The sequence below is a fragment of the Paenibacillus jilunlii genome (assembly GCF_900102965.1).
Classification (GTDB): Bacteria; Bacillota; Bacilli; order Paenibacillales; family Paenibacillaceae; genus Paenibacillus_AQ; species Paenibacillus_AQ jilunlii.
On sequence record NZ_FNGM01000034.1, the window covers coordinates 17,234 to 32,975 of the forward strand.

Annotated in this window: 35 protein-coding genes; 6 read left to right on the plus strand and 29 right to left on the minus strand. The window is 43.8% G+C overall.

Annotation, left to right across the window (positions count from 1 at the left end; genetic code table 11):
• Window position 1: 1 nt before the first annotated feature.
• The 16 genes from BLQ82_RS32270 to BLQ82_RS32280 form a co-directional block, all read right to left on the minus strand.
• Entirely contained in the window at window positions 2-172 is a 171-nt protein-coding gene (locus BLQ82_RS32270) for a hypothetical protein (protein ID WP_157243738.1), read from the minus strand.
• Between the two features lie 110 nt (window positions 173-282).
• Window positions 283-711, minus strand: a complete 429-nt coding sequence (locus BLQ82_RS30540) for a hypothetical protein (RefSeq protein WP_062519443.1) — start codon at window positions 709-711, stop codon at window positions 283-285.
• On the minus strand, window positions 708-881 hold the full coding sequence (locus tag BLQ82_RS32470; protein ID WP_157243739.1) for a hypothetical protein: 174 nt from the start codon (window positions 879-881) through the stop codon (window positions 708-710). The genes BLQ82_RS30540 and BLQ82_RS32470 overlap by 4 nt, the downstream gene beginning before the upstream one ends.
• Complete coding sequence (locus BLQ82_RS30545) at window positions 862-1,164, minus strand: hypothetical protein (RefSeq protein WP_062519445.1); 303 nt, start codon at window positions 1,162-1,164, stop codon at window positions 862-864. The genes BLQ82_RS32470 and BLQ82_RS30545 overlap by 20 nt, the downstream gene beginning before the upstream one ends.
• Window positions 1,165-1,331: 167 nt before the next feature.
• Window positions 1,332-2,090 carry a DNA cytosine methyltransferase gene (locus BLQ82_RS30550; protein ID WP_062519446.1) on the minus strand — a complete coding sequence of 253 codons (759 nt, stop codon included), beginning with the start codon at window positions 2,088-2,090 and terminating at the stop codon, window positions 1,332-1,334.
• A complete protein-coding gene (locus BLQ82_RS30555; RefSeq protein ID WP_062519447.1) occupies window positions 2,087-2,455 on the minus strand; it encodes a hypothetical protein in 369 nt (122 codons plus the stop codon). The genes BLQ82_RS30550 and BLQ82_RS30555 overlap by 4 nt, the downstream gene beginning before the upstream one ends.
• The gene (locus tag BLQ82_RS30560) at window positions 2,452-2,901 is read right to left on the minus strand and encodes a hypothetical protein (protein WP_062519448.1); all 450 of its coding nucleotides are present in this window, start codon (window positions 2,899-2,901) and stop codon (window positions 2,452-2,454) included. The genes BLQ82_RS30555 and BLQ82_RS30560 overlap by 4 nt, the downstream gene beginning before the upstream one ends.
• A complete protein-coding gene (locus BLQ82_RS30565; protein ID WP_062519450.1) occupies window positions 2,898-3,176 on the minus strand; it encodes a hypothetical protein in 279 nt (92 codons plus the stop codon). Before BLQ82_RS30565 ends, BLQ82_RS30560 begins: the two co-directional genes overlap by 4 nt.
• Complete coding sequence (locus BLQ82_RS30570) at window positions 3,169-3,498, minus strand: hypothetical protein (RefSeq protein ID WP_062519452.1); 330 nt, start codon at window positions 3,496-3,498, stop codon at window positions 3,169-3,171. Before BLQ82_RS30570 ends, BLQ82_RS30565 begins: the two co-directional genes overlap by 8 nt.
• Window positions 3,499-3,515: 17 nt before the next feature.
• On the minus strand, window positions 3,516-3,683 hold the full coding sequence (locus tag BLQ82_RS32275) for a hypothetical protein (protein ID WP_167544746.1): 168 nt from the start codon (window positions 3,681-3,683) through the stop codon (window positions 3,516-3,518).
• 94 nt (window positions 3,684-3,777) lie between these two features.
• Window positions 3,778-3,987 (minus strand): hypothetical protein, encoded by a 210-nt coding sequence (locus tag BLQ82_RS30575; protein WP_062519458.1) that lies wholly within the window; start codon window positions 3,985-3,987, stop codon window positions 3,778-3,780.
• A 17-nt stretch (window positions 3,988-4,004) separates the two neighbouring features.
• Window positions 4,005-4,139 (minus strand): hypothetical protein, encoded by a 135-nt coding sequence (locus BLQ82_RS33035; protein WP_280117271.1) that lies wholly within the window; start codon window positions 4,137-4,139, stop codon window positions 4,005-4,007.
• Window positions 4,136-4,819, minus strand: a complete 684-nt coding sequence (locus BLQ82_RS30580) for a hypothetical protein (protein WP_062519462.1) — start codon at window positions 4,817-4,819, stop codon at window positions 4,136-4,138. Before BLQ82_RS30580 ends, BLQ82_RS33035 begins: the two co-directional genes overlap by 4 nt.
• A gap of 28 nt (window positions 4,820-4,847) precedes the next feature.
• Window positions 4,848-5,498, minus strand: coding sequence for a DnaA ATPase domain-containing protein (locus BLQ82_RS32915; RefSeq protein ID WP_169800884.1), 651 nt, complete (start codon window positions 5,496-5,498; stop codon window positions 4,848-4,850).
• A 121-nt stretch (window positions 5,499-5,619) separates the two neighbouring features.
• The gene (locus BLQ82_RS32920) at window positions 5,620-6,501 is read right to left on the minus strand and encodes a hypothetical protein (RefSeq protein WP_062519468.1); all 882 of its coding nucleotides are present in this window, start codon (window positions 6,499-6,501) and stop codon (window positions 5,620-5,622) included.
• Window positions 6,502-6,504: 3 nt separating this feature from the next.
• Window positions 6,505-6,657, minus strand: coding sequence for a hypothetical protein (locus tag BLQ82_RS32280; RefSeq protein ID WP_157243740.1), 153 nt, complete (start codon window positions 6,655-6,657; stop codon window positions 6,505-6,507).
• A 122-nt stretch (window positions 6,658-6,779) separates the two neighbouring features.
• Between BLQ82_RS32280 and BLQ82_RS30595 the strand changes: the two genes are divergently transcribed.
• Entirely contained in the window at window positions 6,780-6,935 is a 156-nt protein-coding gene (locus BLQ82_RS30595; RefSeq protein WP_074648838.1) for a ribbon-helix-helix domain-containing protein, read from the plus strand.
• 12 nt (window positions 6,936-6,947) lie between these two features.
• Window positions 6,948-7,436, plus strand: a complete 489-nt coding sequence (locus BLQ82_RS30600; protein WP_062519470.1) for an endonuclease NucS domain-containing protein — start codon at window positions 6,948-6,950, stop codon at window positions 7,434-7,436.
• Here BLQ82_RS30600 and BLQ82_RS30605 read toward each other — a convergent pair.
• The 12 genes from BLQ82_RS30605 to BLQ82_RS30660 all read right to left on the minus strand — a co-directional run bounded on the left by BLQ82_RS30605 (window position 7,433) and on the right by BLQ82_RS30660 (window position 11,809).
• The gene (locus BLQ82_RS30605; RefSeq protein ID WP_062519472.1) at window positions 7,433-7,618 is read right to left on the minus strand and encodes a hypothetical protein; all 186 of its coding nucleotides are present in this window, start codon (window positions 7,616-7,618) and stop codon (window positions 7,433-7,435) included. The genes BLQ82_RS30600 and BLQ82_RS30605 overlap by 4 nt on opposite strands.
• Complete coding sequence (locus tag BLQ82_RS30610) at window positions 7,615-7,830, minus strand: hypothetical protein (RefSeq protein WP_062519473.1); 216 nt, start codon at window positions 7,828-7,830, stop codon at window positions 7,615-7,617. Before BLQ82_RS30610 ends, BLQ82_RS30605 begins: the two co-directional genes overlap by 4 nt.
• Window positions 7,827-8,045 carry a zinc-finger domain-containing protein gene (locus tag BLQ82_RS30615; protein WP_062519475.1) on the minus strand — a complete coding sequence of 73 codons (219 nt, stop codon included), beginning with the start codon at window positions 8,043-8,045 and terminating at the stop codon, window positions 7,827-7,829. The genes BLQ82_RS30610 and BLQ82_RS30615 overlap by 4 nt, the downstream gene beginning before the upstream one ends.
• Window positions 8,046-8,261: 216 nt before the next feature.
• Window positions 8,262-8,678: a hypothetical protein gene (locus BLQ82_RS30625; RefSeq protein WP_062519483.1), complete on the minus strand. Its 417-nt coding sequence runs from the start codon at window positions 8,676-8,678 to the stop codon at window positions 8,262-8,264.
• Between the two features lie 9 nt (window positions 8,679-8,687).
• Window positions 8,688-9,341, minus strand: a complete 654-nt coding sequence (locus tag BLQ82_RS30630; protein WP_074648840.1) for an ERF family protein — start codon at window positions 9,339-9,341, stop codon at window positions 8,688-8,690.
• On the minus strand, window positions 9,325-9,567 hold the full coding sequence (locus BLQ82_RS30635) for a hypothetical protein (RefSeq protein WP_062519487.1): 243 nt from the start codon (window positions 9,565-9,567) through the stop codon (window positions 9,325-9,327). The genes BLQ82_RS30630 and BLQ82_RS30635 overlap by 17 nt, the downstream gene beginning before the upstream one ends.
• Window positions 9,564-9,689: a hypothetical protein gene (locus BLQ82_RS33040; protein WP_280117270.1), complete on the minus strand. Its 126-nt coding sequence runs from the start codon at window positions 9,687-9,689 to the stop codon at window positions 9,564-9,566. The genes BLQ82_RS30635 and BLQ82_RS33040 overlap by 4 nt, the downstream gene beginning before the upstream one ends.
• A gap of 192 nt (window positions 9,690-9,881) precedes the next feature.
• A complete protein-coding gene (locus BLQ82_RS30640; RefSeq protein ID WP_062519489.1) occupies window positions 9,882-10,109 on the minus strand; it encodes a hypothetical protein in 228 nt (75 codons plus the stop codon).
• Between the two features lie 236 nt (window positions 10,110-10,345).
• On the minus strand, window positions 10,346-10,600 hold the full coding sequence (locus BLQ82_RS30650; RefSeq protein WP_062519493.1) for a hypothetical protein: 255 nt from the start codon (window positions 10,598-10,600) through the stop codon (window positions 10,346-10,348).
• Window positions 10,593-10,736, minus strand: coding sequence for a hypothetical protein (locus BLQ82_RS32285; protein ID WP_157243742.1), 144 nt, complete (start codon window positions 10,734-10,736; stop codon window positions 10,593-10,595). The genes BLQ82_RS30650 and BLQ82_RS32285 overlap by 8 nt, the downstream gene beginning before the upstream one ends.
• Before the next feature lie 70 nt (window positions 10,737-10,806).
• Window positions 10,807-11,568: a phage antirepressor KilAC domain-containing protein gene (locus tag BLQ82_RS30655; RefSeq protein ID WP_062519495.1), complete on the minus strand. Its 762-nt coding sequence runs from the start codon at window positions 11,566-11,568 to the stop codon at window positions 10,807-10,809.
• Window positions 11,569-11,581: 13 nt separating this feature from the next.
• Window positions 11,582-11,809: a helix-turn-helix transcriptional regulator gene (locus BLQ82_RS30660; protein ID WP_062519497.1), complete on the minus strand. Its 228-nt coding sequence runs from the start codon at window positions 11,807-11,809 to the stop codon at window positions 11,582-11,584.
• 165 nt (window positions 11,810-11,974) lie between these two features.
• On the opposite strand from BLQ82_RS30660, the gene BLQ82_RS30665 reads away from it, so the two are divergent.
• Together BLQ82_RS30665 and BLQ82_RS33290 are read left to right on the plus strand one after the other, a co-directional pair.
• Window positions 11,975-12,337, plus strand: a complete 363-nt coding sequence (locus tag BLQ82_RS30665; RefSeq protein WP_074648842.1) for a helix-turn-helix domain-containing protein — start codon at window positions 11,975-11,977, stop codon at window positions 12,335-12,337.
• Between the two features lie 189 nt (window positions 12,338-12,526).
• Window positions 12,527-12,742, plus strand: a complete 216-nt coding sequence (locus tag BLQ82_RS33290) for a helix-turn-helix domain-containing protein (protein ID WP_062519500.1) — start codon at window positions 12,527-12,529, stop codon at window positions 12,740-12,742.
• A gap of 198 nt (window positions 12,743-12,940) precedes the next feature.
• On the opposite strand, the gene BLQ82_RS30675 is transcribed toward BLQ82_RS33290, so the two are convergent.
• A complete protein-coding gene (locus BLQ82_RS30675) occupies window positions 12,941-13,276 on the minus strand; it encodes a LytTR family transcriptional regulator DNA-binding domain-containing protein (protein WP_062519502.1) in 336 nt (111 codons plus the stop codon).
• 150 nt (window positions 13,277-13,426) lie between these two features.
• On the opposite strand from BLQ82_RS30675, the gene BLQ82_RS30680 reads away from it, so the two are divergent.
• Window positions 13,427-14,134 carry a stalk domain-containing protein gene (locus tag BLQ82_RS30680; protein ID WP_062519505.1) on the plus strand — a complete coding sequence of 236 codons (708 nt, stop codon included), beginning with the start codon at window positions 13,427-13,429 and terminating at the stop codon, window positions 14,132-14,134.
• A 96-nt stretch (window positions 14,135-14,230) separates the two neighbouring features.
• The gene (locus BLQ82_RS30685) at window positions 14,231-15,715 is read left to right on the plus strand and encodes a recombinase family protein (RefSeq protein ID WP_062519506.1); all 1,485 of its coding nucleotides are present in this window, start codon (window positions 14,231-14,233) and stop codon (window positions 15,713-15,715) included.
• The last annotated feature ends 27 nt before the right edge of the window (window positions 15,716-15,742 follow it).

Consider the following 15,742-nt stretch of genomic DNA (forward strand, 5'->3'; position numbering starts at 1 on the left):
CTTATACCTCTTCCAGATTGTCAGAATTAGTTACTACCGATGTGAACGGGTCCACCTGGAGCCATACCTCGTCCACATCCACGTTAATTTCTACGCTCATTACTTGACCTCTGACTCCAGCGCACGGACCGTCAATTACCTTGTAATCTCCCATGATTGTTATCTGTTGCATCTGTTATCCTCTCCCTTTGGGGTCTCTGCCCCCTTATAAGTTAAGTACCAGACCATATACGGCCTCCGCTACGCTAAGTATTGCGGTCGAATCGGAGGCCTGACGGCCAATTACATTCCTCTTTGCCTCTCTTGCCACTTTCGAAAATACTCTGCGCTCACATGACTGTTAATGTTCTTGTAGTCAAACGGCTGTTCGCAACGCGGACAATACGGAAGCATTTTCCCACGTTGATAGTCCCTTTCTAAGCTTTTGAACATCACTGAGTGTGGTTTCTCTTTCAACCATTGCAGACGCTGCTGGTTTAAAGACTCATGTTGCCTATTGAGTTGATCGTAATGTTCAGCAAGGTGTAACATCGCTTCAAACGGGTCTACCGTCATGCCACAATCGCAGGTGATTTCACGATTAACCTTATCAACAGTGAAATGTTTCTCGTCTCCACATGTGCACTTACGTGGTTTGTGCCGTTCAAGTCGGATAACATCAAGGGTGATTATCTTGTCGCTCTCTGTCTTCTCTTCCCTTGTGAGTGTCATTGGTTAGCCTCCTGTTCTGCTAGTGGTTTAAGGTGCTTATCTGGATTAGGCACTCTCTTCGACCAACGTCCGCAATCAACATCCGCCCAACTTCTATCCTTTGCCATACGAATGATCAACCCAACCCCACCAGTCTGAAATTTAATCCAGTCACCTTTTTTGAGTGTCATTGGTATCTCCTTCCTCAACCTTGCCTATGGCCTCCAATGCCCTCTGCGTAATGTCATAAGGCAGCACATGTGAGTAATTACGGATTATTACGGCAAGCACGTTCTCGGCCGCGTAGAACTGTCTGCGGGACAGTTTCACATCAGATACAAGCTTTGTAATATCGCCCCGTACGGCCATGCTGTTGTATTCCGGCTCCACGCTGTTTCCTTCACCATCCGTGGACATTGTGCGGTATTCCTTGCTGAGTTCATCCAATTGCTGATTTGTAAAATATGCGTTCATGATTTATTTGACCTCCTTGGGTGCTGGGGTATCTGGGTAAAAGGTATGTTTGGGTGTTTGTGTCATATCCTGTTCCTCCCTTAGTGGGAGAGGAGGGATACTCCTACTCCCTTAATGATCTGTTTCGGCCCCCGGCTACGCCTGGGATTATTCCGCCGGATGGTGGCCTACCGGCCTAGTGCATCATCTATCGCTTTTATCGCAGCCATGATTGGGTAGATCTGTTGTGGCCTCACTGCATTGCCTAAGGCCTTTAATCGAGCTTCGTCCAGTTTTCGGGAAACCCCATAAGTTGCTCTACCAAATCCGGCGGTGGATACTTTAGGTCGTGTACTTGGCGGCAATAGTCTCGAAAGTTGTTGTTTGGCCCTCTCCCACATCTCGCTGCTGCTTCTCGTGATCTCCCCCCCCGGTAATCGCTGGCTATCGGCGTAGGCAAGAATGAAAACCCGTTCTCTTTCATATTGTGCGTCAGAAGCCGCAGCCGGAATAATGAACGGTTGCGCGGAGTACGCGATGTTGTCCAGGTCATCAAGCACAGAGTCGAGTCCCATAGTGATGTGTCCAGCAACATTTTCGCCAACAAACCAACGGGGTCTGATCTCTTCCAGTAGGCGCTTAACCTCTGGCCAGAGGTGGCGGTCATCATTTTCGCCTTCTCGCTGCCCGGCAACACTAAAAGGCTGGCAAGGGTATCCGGCGGAAACAACGTCAATTGTTCGCCCATTTCCAACGATTCCATCTTTTATCAACCTCGCTCTCGTTAGTGTCTTCACATCATCGTATATAGGGACGCCAGGGAAGTTTTTCTGTAGCACCTTAACTGGGTATGGCTCACGTTCGCAAAATGCCACTGTCTTCATGCCGGCCCACTCAGCTGCTAAATCAATCCCGCCGATTCCGCTGAACAGGCTTAAGTGATTCATGTCGTCACCTGCGATAGCGTGATATATGCCGCCTCTGCCCTCTCTCTGGGGCTTGCGATCAGCAGTCTACTTATATCCCATTCATTCCAATTGCTGGCGCGGTTATAGTTTTCTTCGCCATATACCACGATTGATAGTTGATCAACATATAGTTCGTAATTTACCTCTATAGCCTTTGCCTGTACCTCTAGAGAGGCAGCAGGGTCAGTGCATGGGTCCCAATTCTCCGGCAGACGGAAGCGATTTTCATCAATCCACCAAACAAAGTCACGTTTCTTGTTTGGATCTCCGCCGGCCTTCCATCCCATCAACACCGCCAGCGCCTGGTTAAGCTCCGGGTTGGTCATTGTCTGTACCTGTGTCATGGCTGTGTCTCCCCAACTTCAAGTGCAGATTTAGCAATGTGATAATAAGAGTTGTTCCCTGCGCAAGCGCCATCTGATTTTATTTTCTCCAGCGCCTCCCGTTGCCGGGCTATGGTCTGTTGTGCCTCTACTAATCTGGCGTTCTTCACGTCCATAGCCAACCCTAACTTTTTGTTCAGCCTCTTAAGTCGCTCTAACTTTTGCTGCGCATCTTCCAACTTGTAAGTTGTGCCGATAAATTGTTGTTGTGCCTCTGCCAACTCATCGTTCTTTTCTACAAAGTCATCCCGCCATTGTTTCGCTTCATCTTGCCATTCCTTGATCTTTTGCTCTGCCTCTTCTAGAGCAGCCAGCGCCCCTTTTAACTCTTTCTTTGTTGCTAAAAGTTCGGCTCCCATCATAGATATTGTCATTCCCATTTCTTCAATGTGTTCGTTCGGCGTCATAACGTCTCTCCTTCGTTGTTAGTGGATGTATTAAGGGCTTTACGGGCCATTTTTCCAAAGTCTGCTTCGATGAATGTTAATTGATGTTGTGGCTTCCTAAAGTACATATCTTCGTCTGCGTAGAACGATAGGGCTTTGTCCTTTTCTTCTAGGAGAGAAATTAGGTATTTAAAGTCTTTCAACGCTATTGCTGCAAGTATTGTATAGTCTGGAATCAATGCTACTCCGTCTTCTAAAATTTCATACGCCGCTTTCATCTCTGTTAGTTTATTCATGGGAACCACCTATACGGCCCCCGGCTGAAGCCTGAGCGGATTCTGTCGGAACGATGGCGCTATCGCGCAAAACCGGTTCGTATTCATCATTGCGGATTACGCTCGGAACACCTGTCTTATGATCAACAATGAGTGTGTAGGTTGTTGAATCCCATTCCATCGTCTCCGGTTCATCAAAAAGCGCTACATGGCATATCGGACAATCTTCTAACACGTGATCATCAATCTCATAGAATTCACCTTCACACTCCGGGCAGCACATTCTTCTAATTTGCACCGCCATATTACTTGTTTCCCAGAAGTTAATACTCTTCTTTTCCATTACCTTCACCCTCTCACCTAATATCCGTTACCATGATCGCGCCACATCATTTCCCAAAAATCTTCTGTTTGTTCAAAACATTCATCACATTCAAGCACCCAGTTAAGCGGTTCCTCAACGTACGCCGTGTTGGTTCTGCGTATCCATGTTGATTCTTTTTCCTGCTGGCATCTGGAACACTTCATCTCTTAGCCTCCTGTAAGCCCCGTAGAGCGCTTAAAATTTGTAACCCTCATAAATACCTTTCCTTGAGGTTATAACGTCTGTGTGGGGCTTGTATTAGCTGTGAAACGGATTCATTTGCTTCTCTGCTTGTTCGATTATCTCTGTCCGGTACTTTTTAGAGCCCTTCCCGGTTATGGTCCATTTCCGTTTGGTCTTCCATCCGTTCTTCCAATCCACCCAGTGCGAATACGTAGCTTCAACATCTATTCCATCACCTTTGCAAATGAACCACCGTTTTCCGACTTTGTTGACGTCTATGTTCATCCCTGTTTCCTCCCTTGTTATGCCGCCTCAGCCTGCTCACGTTCCCATTCATCCACGATACTAGTGTCCATTCCGAAGGATTCCAGGCCCTTACGCCACCATAAGGCGAAGTCTTTGTCGTATAGGTCGTAGTCGTCTATTGGTTTGGTCATGATTTTACCTTGTTACTTTCCTGATCAGTCAACCAGTCGCAATATGATTGGCAGTCTTCTTCGGTTTTGAAATAAGCCTTGTAATAATCTTTAATGTCCTCAAATTTTTCGCCTGCCCAAATGAACTTTGCAACGTCTGAAACCCCTAAAGACTCTAATTCCATTCCGTCCGCTCTATCAACAGAGTACGATTTATACCAAGCCATAAATTTTCCATTTCTAACTTCAAACGAAGAACAAATATTTGTTCGGGGCTCATAGATTAAAATATTATTTTTGCATGAACAATCTTCTACCATTTCCTTTCCTGAAGGTGATAGGAATGGAATTCGTCTCTTATCGTCACACTTATTACATTTTGGACCGCTCATCCATTTCGTTCGTGGAGAAAATAATTCAGCCTTGAAATCACCCATTAGTTCTAAAAGACGTTCGCGCCGCACTTCATTTTTCAGATTGTTTTTCTGAATTCCCAGTTCTGCAACCTTTTGGTTGTATTCACGCTTAATTGATTCAAGGTTCTGCTTAACTTCCTGCAACTCTGCATTTTCTTTCCGCAACCGTTCAATCTCCGCTTTATGCTCTTCTTTGACTGCATTCAGCAATGATTCTTTAAATGCGTCTACCTGCTGTTCAAACTCACTTGGCTCATTGTAATAATCCTCATCGTAGTAACTCACTGTTCATCCATCCTCTCAACTGATTGATTTAAGCCGACTCATTCTTGTTAAGTGCTCGCCGGTCTGGCCCCAACATTTCAATTTGAATTGCCTTTCCGTCTATCCGGCTTCCGATTTTCCCACCATTCATGGGTAACCGCTCGCGTATCCGGCCTAGCGAATAATTGCTGGTCATAATGGTCACCTTGTTGTTCTTCTGGCGCTCGTCGATGATGCTGAATAGTTTACCTTCGGCCCACTCCTTGTATTGTGCCGTGAAAATATCGTCAATCATCAGTATTGGTACACTGTAATACCGTTGTAGTACTTCATCCTCGGAATCTTCGCTCGCCCGGTTGTATGTAGCCTTGATGTCTGAGAATAAGCGTTCCTCAGTGACATAGATCGCTGGTATCTTTCGGTATGAAAATGCGTTAGCCATGCACTGCATCAGGTACGTTTTCCCGGTCCCGTAGGCGTTTAGAATGGCACCTTGCTCCTTGGAAGCTCCCGGAACCCGGGCATCATCGCCAAAGATGTACAGCCATGTACCAAGTTCCAGATGTCGCTTAATGTCTCGTACAAAGTCGATAGCCACTCCAAACTGCTCGCGGTTCATGTTGTCAATCGTTGCCGTTTTGAAGGTATAGCCGCGCTCTTTTGCGTTGAAGCTCTCTGAGGCGTTGTATTTCTGGAACATTCGCTCTGTGTGGCAACTACAGTTTTCAACGACTGCTATCTGCACTGGGATCTGATATCCTTCCGGCTGCTCCCACCTGAATGTGTTAATCGTTCCAGTGTAGTCGCACTTCTCGCAGCCCTCAGTCGAAATTGCTGGCGCGTCGTTGTACTTCTTCGGTGGTAAGTCCTGATTCTCGTCCGGGGCTTCCGATGAAGTTTTCAGCGCCTCTGCTCGCAGCCTTTCGACTCGCTTCAGAAGGTCCTGCATAACCTGCCCCATACTTTCCACTGTTTCCGCCTCCCACTGCGATTAATGTGTAATCCTTGTATCGTTCATCGTTTAAAAATGTCTTCGGATGCTTGATGTATTGCTGCTCCGTTTGCTTGTTCTCGCAGTCAGTAGCGTAATTTGTAGCACATTTAATAATGAGTTCTGGGGTTTCGCCATTTTTGATTACCTTTGTCCAAGTTTTGAAGGCTTCTACTTTTCCAAGTTTCCGTGGATACACATTCCAGAATTCATCGAATTCGGGGGTATATGTTTTAATAGATTCCTTTTTAACCTTGTTATCTTTGTTTACCTTCTTATTATTGTTCCCCGACTGTTCCGCTGCTGTTCCTCCACTGTTCCCCGACTGTTCCAAGTTATGTTCCAAGTTATGTTTTCGGTAACTTTCAAAACCTTGGTATTGCTCGTAATTTACTACCGTGAATACTGTTCCAAGTTCATGTATTCTCGTGCGTATCCTCTGCGACTGTTCTAACCTCTTAATGCAACGGCTTATCACAGAAACTGAGTAAGTTTTGATTTGTCGGTTCTCGATGTATTCCAAGTCGCTTTGCAATTTTCGTATGGATCTACACCACTCCCCACGTTGCAAAAACAAGTCTTCGGATTGCTTGTACCCTTCTTCTGCATATATCGCATTACCATATATCAGGAAGAATAACCGGAAATCTACGATGTTTTTCCATATCGGATTTTCGAAAACCTCCCGGCTCGTTTGGAATGCACCTGCCATTGGCTACACCGCCCACTTTTTCAGGTACTCTTGCACCGCCTTATCTAGCAATTGCTGCATTGGAATGCCGCGCTCTACGCAGAACATTTTCAGCCGCTTATGCTCGTTAGGATCAAGACGGTAGGGGATGTTTTTTAACTTCTTTGTGTCGTTCATATTCTCACTCCCTCATGTTCCTTTGACGTCATATTATCATGACTAGTCATGACGTGTCAATACTTATCATTCTTTATTATTAACTGTATTTATGGTTATACTAAGTATGGAGGTGTAATGACATGTCACAACGTGTTCCATACGCAACAAAAATTGAAAAAGATTTAAAAGAAAAACTGATTAAACTTTCAGAGTTGAGCCGTATTCCTCAATCAAAACTTATGGATGAAGCTATTGAAGACTTGCTAAAAAAGCATGCTGCATTTTTCGAAAAATAGGGGTGAATGAAAATGTTCAAATTCACAATGGAAAACCAGTTGAAACAATTTATAATTGATAATTTCAACACATATTTCGACTTCGGATTGATTACTACAGAATACTCAGTTCGCGGCGGAAGAATTGATATATTAGGTGAAGACGATGAAACAATTTACATTATTGAAATCAAAAGAGATTTTGTAACATCAGATACCATTGTGCAATTACAGCGTTATTTGGACACCTATAAATCAGATAAAAAGTTGATTGGTATTGCCGTTGCTCCTAAAATTGATAACTCTGTAGATTTAACTAACGTTCCAGAAAACATATGGGTCAATATTCTTCCTGATGTTGAATATGTTCCGAATCCAGATAGTAAGGTTAAAGTTTCCGTAACGCTTGATCTTGACGTAGCAGCATATATTAGTGAATTGGCTGAGAAGGATGACCGATCCGTTAGCTCGATGATAAATGTCATCCTTCGCAACCATATGAAGGATAGCAAGGAAGACTAAGCGCTCTTTAACTGCTGCAGCTCAGCCTCCAGGGCCTGAATCCTCTCTTTCGAGAACTCGACCATGTGAAGGTATTGCTCCCTATTTGCCACTGTGCGGGATTCGTTCAAGCGTCCTTCGTAGATAGGGAGCCAACTCTTCCAGTCTTCTAATTCGCTTTTGAGTTGCTCTTGTCTGGTCATAAGTTCACCACCCCGAATAAATCAACTTGTCCCTCGTAGTCCTCTGCATCAACGATGTACTCACGCTCCAGCCAGCCTGCCGGGGCGTTTTTGCCGTAGTGGAAGAATTGCTGTTCTACAGGCGCACCCGGAATCCGGCAGGGATTCGCTGCGGCGGCTGTCTCTGTCCATACCCAAAATGTTTTTGCGGTAACGCGGGGGCCACTGGTCATGCGCTCACCCCTTTCTGCTTCCGCCGCGCCCGGACCTCGTCTTTCAACACATCAGCGATGCGGAGTAGCTTTTCACCTGTGTTACATTCGGTGTTACAGTGCTTTTGCAGCCGGTTATAGGATGGATTGGCCCATTTCTTGTCATTGCGTGTGGTACAGGTTTTGCATACTTTTAGGTAAGCGTCCATTTCTTTAAGTGCTTCTTTCCTCTCCATTTCGCGCCTCTTTCAGTAGATTTTTTATAAGTTCAGCCTGATGGTCATCAAATGTGAATAGCACACGGTACTCAGATCCTCTTAGAGAGCGTTTCAGCGTACGTTCGATAGATTCAACGGACCTAAGGAAACGTGCATCAGCGAGACGTTTGTCTTCGTCTGCGTAGATGTTGTGAATTTGAGATTTCAAGTCCAAGAATTGTTCCCAAAGTTTCATCATGCTTCCTCCTTATAGGACCAGTAGTTTTTACCATTTCCTTCGCTATAGTAGAGCCGTAACATTGCGCCGTATTGTTTCTTCCATGTGCGTCCGGCGAATTCGTTATCGCACCAATCATGACATGTGCCTTTGAAGCCGTGAGTACCGCATAGGTTCATGATGTTGGCCGGATCGTAACCCGGACCCATATGTGCTGCTTCGACAATATGCCCCTTGCTGAGATTCTTCGATGTACCGCAGCGCTCACAGACCGCTACGTCCGTTCCCATAAGCTCCATAGAGCGCCTGTTCACCTCTGCCCTAACCTCGCCAGTAACTTTGGTGATCGCGCCTCTCAGGCGGTTGTGTCGCTTGTGGTGATCAAGTATGCCCTCACGCCATGGGGCTACCTTCTTCTTTGGCTTCTTTCGCATGGTCACACCTCACATCGAATTTAGTTTATTGATGAACACACGGGCCTCTGAACTGGTTAACTCCTTTATGCTTTCCCTACCAGGAATTGCCGATATCATGGCTCTGAAATCATCCTCAGGTATTCCTTTTTCACTTTTGATCTTATGGCAGTATCTAATCTGAGCATCGCTGATAAGTGCTGCTGGACCAGATGATGTTGATTGGGTATTTGTATTGGCTGGTGGATTGGAAGCCCTTGGTGGGGCTGCTGGTGGCTGTGCAGGCGCATTAGAAGATTGCTCGCCGTCATCATCCTCCCCGGTATTCAGTGAAAGCATGGCAGAGAGACTATACCTCCGCGCATACGTGGTGCAGCTGCCAATGCCCTGTGGATCATTTTTCACAGGCTTCATAGTGAGTGGTTCAGACTCTATCCACTCCCCGGATTCATGTACAAGCATGGTTCGAAGGGTATATTTCTCCCCATCTCCACCTGGGAACTGCATTACCACAAGCCCATGTTTTGCAAGGATAGGCCGTACCTCATTTACAATGGTGTCCAATGTGGCGTATGCGTTCTTGAAGTGCGGGTTACTCGCGTCTTTTTCGATGATTTTCACTTCAAGGTTAAACGCAACCAGCGCTTTTGCTAGATTTACAATGGATTCACTCTTGTTGCACATTCGTATCAACCCCTATCAATTCGTATGTGATGTGCACCCGCTGAGCAGTGTAATCAAGTGGATTCGGCGGGGCATAGCTGTTGTGATTCAAAAAATCATATAGAGACTCTTCATCGCTCCACTTAGTGACTTTCATAAAATCAAATGTTTGGTTACCTGCAACATCAATGAAATATCCATCCTTGTGGCGAATGATGTACTTTGTGCGTTCATCACGGGTCTTCATCTGCGTGAATCCTCGTAATGTGCTATATAGTCATTGGCCTGCGCCAACTGTCGCGCTAAATCCTCGTTCTCGGATTTGAGTTGTTGGTTTTCGTCGCGTAACTGTTCCCAACTTTCAGGCATGTTCCATTCCTCCTAAAGTTTTGGTATACTGTGATTGAATATTTTAATATGCGACTTTCAACGGGCTGCCCTGCATGGCGGCCTGTTCTCGTCTCCACACCCTTGCGTAGTTCTTAAAGCACGTCATCACCCAACGCCTGTCCTTCGGTTTCAACTTCGCCATTTCCAGGTAAAACGTCCGGTCTTGCGGTATCATACCTTTCCCATCTCTATCAACACCGCCGCATGTTCCTTTACTTCCTGAACATATTCCATCATTTCCTGAGCAAGATTCTCCATATCTTCGAGGTTCATGTGAGTTTCCATTTTGATATCACCCTTGTCGATACTCAATGTGAATATCTCCATTTTCGGATGATTATTGTAATTATTAGCTGCTGCTGATTTACCGCCCATTGTGAACAAATATTTAACTTCCATTTCACTCTCTCCTTTATAATGTGATATAATGTCGGCTACCGTTCTAAGCAGATTCTTTCAGCTCTCTTTCACTCGTTTTTGCTTCATGCTCTTCCCATGTCATTACTTCCTTAGCGCGAAATCCCTTCTCATGAAGACGAATAAAGAGGCTGTCTAGATCAACCGCAGACCATGATAGTAGATGTCCGCATTCTGTCTCGATGTACCACTCTATACTAGGTGGCGGCGGTGGGTACTTAACTTGCATCGTCAAACCCTCCCAGCTGCCGTACAAACGGCTTGATGGTACTTGTCATGGCTTCATCCTTGCAGGCTGTGCAATGGGGTTGTAGCGTTTCGTAGACTTCCCATTCGGCTTCTCGTTCACCGCATCCGCACATTGGTGTGTAGGAACGGTATGGGCTTGGCTTGGGCTTGTCCGCTGGCTTGTGATACCGCTTGTGCGTCTCAATCAATGTGAACTTGTTTATATCCTCGCGTCTTTTAGCCAACTTTCTTCTCCCCCTTCATATGTGCCTCCATCAGCTGCTCTCTGTACTTCTTGTTCATCCGCGCCAGTCTTACGTGCAATTTGTACCATGCTTGTGGTGATAATCCAGGGTTTACGCCTTGTGGTTGTACTTTCATGCTGTAACCTCCTTGGGAATAAATTCCTTTCATAGTGAAACTATTTTTGTTAGATTAGTGAGAGCGGTTATCAAGCAGCGGTCAAAAACTTATTAATGAAGTAAATTTGGCCTTTTCCAGTTACCTTAGTGGTGTAAGTCAGCTTGATTGTTCCGTCTGAACTTCCTCGGTGACCAGTCTTGATTTCAAACAGTCCCATTTCCATTGATCGTTGTGTAGGTCGGTTATACTCTGTACCGGACTTGATAAGGTATCCTTCTTCGCGTAGCCATCTGTACAGCCGATGCTCACCGATCTCTACGCCTTTTTGTCTCAGTAGCTTTGCGAGATCAGCAACCAGGATGGAATCTTTAGAGATTTCTACAGATTCGGCAAAGTGAACTTTTGGTTTGTCGGATTCTATCTTTTGTTCGAGAAACTTATTTTTCTCTTGCTCGTCTTTAATCTTGTTTGCTAATTGGATAAGAAAGTCTGGTGATGTGATTGCTTGTTCAATGGTTTGTGGTGTCATGTAAGCTCCGTGTTTACGGATGCTTGGTATTACTTCGTGCGTGATCCAACGTTTGAATTGTTTGGCTTCTGGTTTGCGGCTGCCGAGAATTAGGGAGTATAGGCCAGGTTCGTTGACAATCACTACTGTGGGGTTTCCACGATTACCCTCATTTAAAATGATGGTATTCTTTTCATCTTCATCTAGTCTTGATATTGCTTGACTCGGATTGCCTACTTCCAGAACATCACAAACATCTTTTGCAATGAACCACGGTTCTCCATCAATTACAGTGCTGCGAACTTGCTGTTGTCCGTAAATGAAATTTTGTAGCTGGTTCATACATAATCACTCCTTAGGCTGATTTTTTACTTTTTTGACGACTTACTCGTCCTTGTTGGGCAAAAAAAAGAGACATTTCGAATCCTAGTACATCCGCAATACTTTTTGCTGTGGACCCACCAGCATTTGCAGTACCACGTTCAATGTCAGCATAGTAACTACGAGATATTCCACTCATCTCAGCAACTTGAAATTGTGTTAAACCCTTTGACAATCTAATTTGTTTTAACCAGTGACGCATATCGATTCTCCTTTCTGACGAGTATCTCGTCGTTGTCGATGTTATAAGTATATGACGAGTTTGTCGTCATGTCAACACATAAATACTATTATCTAGTCAAAAGTTCTGATTTTGTTTAATGTCGAGTATTTCGTCATTATAATGATAAATGAAGGAGGAATTCACTTGTTCTCAATTAGATTGAAAGAGCTAAGAAAGAAAAAAGGACTAACACAAAAAGAGGCAGCTTTGCAACTATCTATTCCTAGAACAACATATTCAGGATATGAACGAGGAACATCCGAACCTGATTTCAATACTTTAAATAAGTTAGCTAGGTTTTATGAAGTTGATTCAAATTGGCTTTTAGGGGATAAAAAAGAGAGCGAATACACGCTCCCTGAAGAAATTATGGTTCGTATCATTAAAGAGGCCGAAGAAGAATTCAAGGTTAGTTTACGGGACGATCCTGTTGTTGAATCAGCTGTAAGGGAGTTAGTTCAGCATCTTGCAAAGATGAAAATGAGCGTGAATAAAAAAAATCAATGATAGTGTCTTCGTCAATACGCATTCCTTTTATCTCTATTATTTTACCAGCTAATTTTCTTGACAGTTCGTCCATGTAAACAACTCCTTAAGAGTTTAATGCAGCGATGTTGATTAAATAATACCACATCACTGGTAACAAAAGAACAGGTGTTCTGTTTTTAGTTTAAAAAAATATAAGGTGGCAGTATGATGGAGTATGTACCCGTCAGCTGTCGCATTCCTTATTTGCTTAAAAGGATAGGCAAGAATCAACAATGGCTAGCGGATAGTACTGGTCTTAGTAAGCAGCGTGTATCGGATATCGTACACTTGAGAATGGATAATATCACGATACAACGCGCCGCAATCATTGCTTACTATCTTGACTGTACAATTGATGATCTTTTTAAATGGGAATGGCGATAGCGGAGTGGCTTAGCCGCTCTCGGGTAAGAGTACCATTTAATTGGTACTATTAATTCCGTATGTACATATTGTGAAACATGTCACCTTCTTTGTAAATAGTTTATGAAGTTAATATATCAGACAAGTTATGAAAACACTGTCGAATGGTGACGAAAGAAAGGTGGGGTGTAGCCCCACTACCCCAGTTGACTTTTGAGGTTAAATCTGCTTTTTTACATTACAGTGCATCCCATCGACAAACGTAACCACAGATCCATTGTTATCAATCGCCTTTATATTGTCTACTCTGTTTTGGTTGATTACAATATCCTTTCCAACAAGCGTAAAGCCATATTGTTCCCAGGCTTTAGCAATGTCCGATAAAGTAGTTAGTGCCAGATACGATCCACGCGCAGTATGAAATGCAAGCACGCTGCTTGAATTTTTTGTGCGGTCCCATAAATCGATGGCGTTCACTTCATTTATAAGGTCTAGCAAGACAAAATCACTGTCTTCCCCTGTCCTACCATGCATTTTAACTGTTAGTAATTTCATGATGTTATCCCCCCTACGCATAACACAAGCAATTTTAATTTTACTTTATTGAGATAAAGTAATCATTGCGTAAAATATGACAAGTAAATTATAGTAAGTGTTGGGAAATGACGAAAAATAACCGCTATTGCGGAATTAGGGGTGTTTCAGGTGAAAAAGAAGATTATTGGTATTGTTGTGGCGGCAAGTTTAGCATTGACTGGTGTTGTAAGCGCTGCTAGCATGTGGGGTACGTATAAAGGGAATGAAATAATTAGGATTACCTCAAATGGTTCTGCATTGAAACAGTCAGATGTTCCAGCTATTAGTTACAATGGTCGTACGATGGTTCCTATAAATATGTTGAAAGATATTGGTATAGTTTATACATGGAATCAATCAACTAAAACTGTAGACGTTATGAGTAATATAACACCATCAACATCCATGACAACGAAAGAAAATATTACTAAAGCTAATATGTATAAATACATGGAGGATCTTGGTGAAAATTTAAATTCATTATTGAATACCTATAGGTTTGATTCAATCACAAGTAGTGTAGGTGGAAACATAAGTGGATCAAGTACTACCGGATTATCTCAAAATATTAATGATTACAATACGTTTTTGAATAGACAAGATGTAGTTAGTTATAGTAATGAATCGTATGCAAACAAAGCGCTTGATGATTATTACAAAGCTATAGACGAGATTAAAATTATGGAATCACTTATAAACACAAATAGTTTCAAAACGAACTCTTCTGCGTCAAATAATTTCCAAACACATTTAACACTCGCGTCAAATTATATTAACGACGGTATTTATCAATCTTCTCAAGGGTTTATGAAATGGATATATGAATCTGGGAAGTGAGTTTAAATTCTCGCAGGCCATACTCAATCCAGGTATGGTCTTTTTGTTACCCCTACCCTACAATACAGACATAGAGAGATTTAAGGAGTGAATCGTGTGAAAGCAGCAATATACATTCGCGTATCTACTGACGAACAAGCCGCTGAAGGATTCTCGATTGATGCACAGAAGCGCCGGTTACTAGCGTATGCAGATTCACAGGACTGGGAAGTATCAGAGGTATATATAGATGATGGATGGTCTGCAAAGGACCTGAAGCGCCCGGAGATGCAGCGTATGTTAGGGGACCTGGAGAATCAGCTCTTTGATGTGGTATTGGTATATAAACTAGACCGTATGACACGATCCGCCAGCGATTGCGACAACCTCATAAAGATGTTCGAAGCACATAACGTCAAGTTTCAGAGCTGTACAGAGTCGTTTGAGACACGAACCGCCACAGGTAGACTATTTATCCGTCTGGTGGCTGACATCGCTCAGTGGGAGCGTGAGAACACCGCAGAGCGTGTGCGTATGGGTATGGAGCAAATGGTTCACGAAGGGCGTAGGCCAGGAGGTCCGATAAACTTTGGGTATGATAAAAACGAGAAAATTGTACAGGAAGAATATACACAGATTAAACTGCTACGAAACTTTTATATGCAAGGGCTGGGCTTGAAGGGAGTCGCCACAAAGCTTAATGACATGGGTCTACTTCGTCGTGGATACAGATGGACTTCATTCAGCGTGTGGTACATTTTGGACAATCCCTACTATGCTGGGAAACTGCGCTACGGCACAAAGAAATCAAATGGTAAGTATGCGAGTCGCAAAAAAGAAGGCGTTGTGGATCTGACATTTGCGGACGGATCGCAGGAGTTAACATTCAGTTGGGATGAATATCAGGAGCATAAAGAAGAGATGGCAAGAAGATCATTTACAGGTTATTCGAAGGTGCGGGAATACTGGTTCTCTGGCGTTTTGAAATGCAGCAAATGCGGCGGGAAGATGACAGGAAGATACCACCAGAATAAGCGCCAGGATGGCAGCTATAATAAAATCATTTCCTATATATGTTCCAGTCGGCAAACTGGTAAAGGATGCACGATGCCGATGTTCCGGCAGGAACTTGTCGAATCCTTGCTGCTGGAATGGATCGGAGAAAGGTTATCCACAGATTATTCAGCTATCCGTGAATTAGCAGCTACGACAGAAGAAGACCCAATGATTGACCTTCGTAAAGATTTGAAACGCGAGATAGATAAGGTCCGGGAACGGCGCAAAAAGTGGCAGCGTATGTATGCAGATGACCTGATATCCCAAGAGGAACTACGGGAACATAATGCAGACGAGAAGCAGAATGAGGAAATGCTGATGGCAGAGCTTGAAAAGATGCCAACGTTCAATGTCGAAGATTTATCAGAACAAAATGAAATGTTATTCGGACTGCCTGAAGTATGGGACCAAATGGACGATGTGGATAAGCATGAAATGATTTTGGATATCTTCAAAGAAATTACGTTATACACACCCCTTGACAAAGCACATGGACGCAAAGGTCAGTTCATTCCAGCCTCCATTGAGAGCGTTGTATTTAACTAATCGTGTGCGGTTTAATATCCTCGGTTA